This window comes from Actinoplanes sp. NPDC051633 (genome assembly GCF_040681735.1).
Taxonomy (GTDB): domain Bacteria; phylum Actinomycetota; class Actinomycetes; order Mycobacteriales; family Micromonosporaceae; genus Actinoplanes.
Window position 1 is genome coordinate 1 of the sequence record NZ_JBFAZH010000807.1, and the last position, 3,601, is coordinate 3,601.

The 3,601-nt window shown below is 71.2% G+C and carries 4 protein-coding genes; 2 read left to right on the forward strand and 2 right to left on the reverse strand.

The window, feature by feature from the left end; translation table 11 throughout:
* Positions 1–23: 23 nt before the first annotated feature.
* Positions 24–749 carry a CHASE domain-containing protein gene (locus AB0M20_RS32390; protein WP_364304137.1) on the reverse strand — a complete coding sequence of 242 codons (726 nt, stop codon included), beginning with the start codon at positions 747–749 and terminating at the stop codon, positions 24–26.
* A gap of 89 nt (positions 750–838) precedes the next feature.
* Entirely contained in the window at positions 839–1,972 is a 1,134-nt protein-coding gene (gene gsmA / locus AB0M20_RS32395; protein ID WP_364304138.1) for a sporangiospore maturation cell wall hydrolase GsmA, read from the reverse strand.
* Positions 1,973–2,175: 203 nt separating this feature from the next.
* Here gsmA and AB0M20_RS32400 point away from each other — a divergent pair, with 203 nt between their 5' ends.
* Complete coding sequence (locus tag AB0M20_RS32400; RefSeq protein WP_364304139.1) at positions 2,176–3,081, forward strand: phosphatase PAP2 family protein; 906 nt, start codon at positions 2,176–2,178, stop codon at positions 3,079–3,081.
* The gene (locus AB0M20_RS32405) at positions 3,078–3,572 is read left to right on the forward strand and encodes a general stress protein (protein ID WP_364304140.1); all 495 of its coding nucleotides are present in this window, start codon (positions 3,078–3,080) and stop codon (positions 3,570–3,572) included. The genes AB0M20_RS32400 and AB0M20_RS32405 overlap by 4 nt, the downstream gene beginning before the upstream one ends.
* Positions 3,573–3,601 lie beyond the last annotated feature (29 nt).

Consider the following 3,601-nt stretch of genomic DNA (forward strand, 5'->3'; position numbering starts at 1 on the left):
CACGGGATGGCACACGATCACGGTCACCATCGGCTGACCGCGAACCGGACGGCTGCCGTGGTGCGCGCGCGGTCCTCGGCCTGGACGGCGTACATCGGCGCGGCGAAGACGAAGGAGAGCTGCTGCTGCCGCGCCGGCAGGCCACGGTCCCGCAGCAGGATGTACGTGTCGGACACCGTCGGGCGGCCGGTGCGGCGGGCCTCGACGAGTGCGCTGGTGGCCTCCCGCGACCCGGCGACGTCGATGCCGGTGGATGAGATCTCCGGGCCGCGCAGGGTTCGCTGGAAGATCGAGTAGTAGTGCTCCGGTACGTTCGCGACCGGCTTCAGCGTCAGCCCGGCGGCACCGCGCCCGCGCCATTGGGCCTGCAGCGCCGCTTCCCCGCCCGGCTTGCCCGCCGCGACGAAGGCGACCGACGTCGCACCGAGCAGACCGGCGGTGTCCAGCGCCCCGGTGACGGCGGCGAAGTCCCGCGCGTCGAACCGGACGTTGGTGCCGGCGCCGGTCGCGACCGCCCGCAGCAGGGCCTGGTAGCGGCTCGTCTCGGCGATCACCGCGGCGCGCGCGACGGCGGTGCGCTGATCCATCACCCGGTCGGCGTTGGCCCGCTGCGCGGACCGCAGGCTGCCCACCACGAGCAGCGTCACGGTGATGCCGATGACCAGGACGTTCGCGGCGAGCAGGGGCCCGATGAAGCGACCACGGCGGCGGTCTGCCACCGCGGCGTCCGAGTCGTGACGTCGCTTCACTTTTACGAGCATAAGCCGCGAAACACCCCCGCCGACGAGGTTCCGCCGACGGGGGTGCGTGGAGCAGCCGCAGAGCTATCCGGAAAAGATCACTTCCAGGTGTCGTACTTGTAGAGCCCGTTCTTGGCCATGATGCCGGTGATCTTGGTGTAGTAGTTCGGGTCGGTGGCGTATCCGGCCTTCCAGACGTTCCAGATGAACTTGTTGGCGTTGCGGGTGTAGGAGAACGCCGGCTTGTACCGCGGGTTCACCTTGAGGAAGTTCCCGTGGTCACGGAACGACATGGCCATCGTGTTGTAGGTGCGGAACACCCCGGAGGTGCTGAAGCAGCTGCCGGCCTTGGTGCACTCGGTGGTCCGGTACGTGGCGCAGCCGTTGGCCAGCGTGCCGTACTTGCCGTTCTGGCACTTGATCCCGAAGTAGTTGCGGTGCGTGCTGGACAGCGTGCTCTTGCCCCAGCCGGACTCGAGGATGGCCTGGGCGATGGTCACCGACGGCGGCACGCCGTACTCCCGCCAGCCCTGCTGCGCACCCGGCACGGCGGCCTTGATGAACTGGTCGGGGCTCAGCGCCGGCGAGGTCGTCGGGGACGAGTAGCCCTTGCACACCGGCAGCGCCTTGGCGACCTCGATGAACGCGTGCGAGATGTAGTGGCCGGTGCTGGTGCGGTCCCACTGGGTCGTGGTGCGGACCGTGCCGGCGACCTTCTGGCCGGGGACGGCGCAGACCAGCAGCGCGCGGCGACCCGGGTTGAGCTTCAGCACGACCACGCCCGAGGTGCTCGGAGCAGTGCGGATGTTGACGGCGCCGTCCGTGCTGCGAACCGTGCCGATGATGTAGGACGTGGCGGTCGGCTTGATCTTGATCGGGGCGGCCTGCGGTGTCTGAGTGGTGCACCGCGCGATCGCGCGGGGCGCGCTCAGGTACGACCACGAGATGAACCGGCCGGCGCCGAGCTTCGCCCACAGATCGGTGGTGCGCACCGAGCCGCGGACCACCGTGCCGGCGGCCAGGCACTGCACGTCGACCTTCTGGTGAGCACGCGCCGAGCCGACGATCTTGGCGCTGAGCGACGGCTCGGCGCGCACCATCAGAGTGCTGCCCACCTCGACGGTGGCGGTGACGGTCGCCGCGTTCGCGGCGCCCGGAGCGACGGCCAGACCTGCCCCGATGGCGGCCACCAGCAGCGGGCCGGCGAGCAGTCGGCGGGCGGTGAGCAGCATGTGCGCGGTTCCTTCCGTGGACGATGTCCAGATGAAGGTCCCGTCGGGCCGTTGCCTGCTCGGGGCGCGCAAGGGTGCGCCTCGGTTGCGCCGGTTCGTATGGTGTTGCGCGCGGGACACAAGATTTGTCCGTGACGCGCTTGGAACAGCGAGGCATTGGGCACATGTGGTCCCGCACTTCGACAGAGGAGGACGACCCCCCGATGACGGCGCTGGCATCCCGACCGGCAACGCCCCCGCAGACCCGCGGCGTGGGCCACCTGATCACGCCCGTCCTGACCGCCGTCGCCTCGACGCTCGCCGTCGTCGCGACCTACCGGTTGTTCGTGCTCTCGTCGCTCGGCCAGTCGATCGACACCCAGGCGTTGCGCAACTCTGAGGTGGGTCACGAGCGCGCCACAGATGTCATGGAGCGGACGCTGAACGGCACGTCGCTCGCCGGCCTGGTGCTGGTCTGCCTCGCGGTCGGGCTGATCGGGCTGATCCGCCGCCGGCTGGATCTCGCCGTGGCGGCCGGTGTCATGGTGCTCGGTGCCAACCTCACCACCCGGCTCCTGAAAACCGCCCTCCCCCGGCCCGAGCTGGACGGCTTCCCAGCGCCCAACTCCTTCCCCAGCGGCCACATGGCGGCCGCCGCCTCGGTCGCGTTCGCCCTGATGCTCGTGCTGCCCGGAGCGATCCGCGGTGCGGTGGCGCTGATCGGCGCCGGCTACGTGTCGGTGATCGCGGTGGCCACCGTGTGGGCCGAGTGGCACCGGCCGAGCGACACCATCGCGGCCCTGCTGATCGTGCTGGCCTGGGGCGCGGCGGTGGCGTTCCTCCTGCGGTTGTGGCGCTTCCGGCGCCCGGGCGCCCTCGATCGGCCGAGCCGGCTCACCACCGTGCTGTTCGTGGCCGGCGGGGCGATCGCCGCGGCCGTCGCCGCGGTCGGGCTGGGCGCCGTCGCCCTGTCCGAGCGGGTCACCCCCGACCTCGTCTCCGGGCGGTTCGCGTTTCTCACCGGCGCGGCGGCGATCGTGGCCGTCGTCGCCGCGACGTTCTTCATCTGGATGCGGCTCTCGGCCGGTGAGCAGCCGGCGGCCGTGCCCGACAAGGAGGCACAGTCATGACCATCCCCGACACCCCCGGCGGCGACTCGCTGGGCCTGAACGCCGGCATCGTGCCGGGCGCTACCGTCCCCGTCGCCACCTATCCCGACTACGCGTCGGCCCAGCGCGCGGTCGACTTCCTGTCGGACAATCAGTTCCCGGTCGAGCGGACCGCGATCGTCGGCACCGACCTGCGCCTCGTGGAGAAAGTGCTGGGCCGCGTGACCATCGCCCGGGCCGCGCTGAACGGCGCGGCCGGCGGCGCATGGTTCGGCCTGTTCATCGGCCTGCTGTTCGGCATCTTCAGCGACGGCGGCTGGCTCGGCGTGCTGCTGTTCGGGCTGCTGATCGGCGCGCTCTGGGGTGCCGTCTTCGGTGCCATCGCGCACGCGATGACCGGCGGTCGGCGGGACTTCTCGTCGGCCAGCACCCTGACCGCCGGCCAGTACGCGGTCACGGTCGACGCCGAGGTCGCCGACCAGGCCCGCCAGGCGCTGACCCGCCTGGTCTGACATCGGCAACTCGAGGCCCGGCCGACGGC

Excerpts from the sequence above, each read along its gene's own strand:
- gsmA (WP_364304138.1), bottom strand. The coding sequence starts at position 1,972 with ATGCTGCTCACCGCCCGCCGACTGCTCGCCGGCCCGCTGCTGGTGGCC.
- AB0M20_RS32400 (WP_364304139.1), top strand. The coding sequence starts at position 2,176 with ATGACGGCGCTGGCATCCCGACCGGCAACGCCCCCGCAGACCCGCGGC.
- AB0M20_RS32405 (WP_364304140.1), top strand. The coding sequence starts at position 3,078 with ATGACCATCCCCGACACCCCCGGCGGCGACTCGCTGGGCCTGAACGCC.